The organism is Shewanella vesiculosa, from assembly GCF_009994065.1.
Classification (GTDB): domain Bacteria; phylum Pseudomonadota; class Gammaproteobacteria; order Enterobacterales; family Shewanellaceae; genus Shewanella; species Shewanella vesiculosa.
Window position 1 is genome coordinate 1 of sequence record NZ_JAACSD010000030.1, and the last position, 1,108, is coordinate 1,108.

Consider the following 1,108-nt stretch of genomic DNA (forward strand, 5'->3'; position numbering starts at 1 on the left):
ACACCTTCTGGAAGAGTTTTATTAATCTCAAGCAATTTTGCTGATACTGCCTGAGAAACAGTTCTACTATTTCCGCCAAGCAACATAACAGCTGTGCCCAACACAGTTTCTTCGCCATCGCGAGTTGCAGCACCAGTTCTAAGCTGTTTACCAAACCCAATCTCTGCAACATCACCTACGGTAATAGGAATTCCATCCCTACGAGCAACAATGATCTGCTTAATCGATGAAATATCAGTAACCTGACCTGGAGCACGGATCAAATATTGTTCACCATTTTTCTCTATATACCCAGCACCTACATTCGAATTATTTTTCTGCAACGCAGCGACTAAATCATCAAAACTAATTTGGTAAGCCAATAGCTTTGAAGGTTCTGGTGTAATATGAAACTCCTTTTCATACCCTCCGATTGTATTTACTTCAGTAACCCCCTCAACCAAACGCAATTGAGGACGAATAACCCAATCTTGCAATGTACGCAAAGCTGTTGCATCGTAAGGTTGTCCATCTGCTTGCAAAGCCCCTGGCGCTGCATGAACTGAATAGTGAAAGATTTCACCTAATCCAGTTGCAACAGGTCCCATTACGGGCTCAATACCTGACGGCATCTCACTTTTAGCTTGTTGCAAACGTTCGTTAATAAGATTCCGAGCAAAATAAATATCAGTTCCTTTCTCAAACACAACAGTAACTTGTGAGAGTGCGTAACGAGATAGCGATCTAGTACTCTCAACATAAGGTAAACCTGCAATTGACATTTCAACCAAATAGGTGACTCGCTGCTCAACTTCTAGTGGTGAATACCCAGGTGCTTCTGTGTTAATTTGAACTTGAACATTGGTAATATCAGGTACAGCATCAATAGGAAGATGTTGATAATTCCAAACGCCTAGTGCACCCGTTAGCAAAACAAAAAACATAACCAACCACCGGCGGGTTATGGAAAATTGAATGAGTTTATCAATCATTTAAAACTCCTATTTGAAGCACACAACCGATTATGTCTAAATTTAAAAACATAAATAAGGTATAAAGGTAAACGAAGACGCATAAAAAATTTAATGCCCATGTTCAGCATCCTCTTTCCCCAACTCAGACTTCAAAA

Annotated in this window: 1 protein-coding gene; it reads right to left on the reverse strand. The window is 40.1% G+C overall.

Going from position 1 to position 1,108, the window contains the following annotated elements; genetic code table 11:
* On the reverse strand, window positions 1-971 hold a 971-nt coding region (locus GW828_RS19245; protein WP_273693551.1), incomplete at its 3' end, for an efflux RND transporter permease subunit.
* Window positions 972-1,108: the final 137 nt, after the last annotated feature.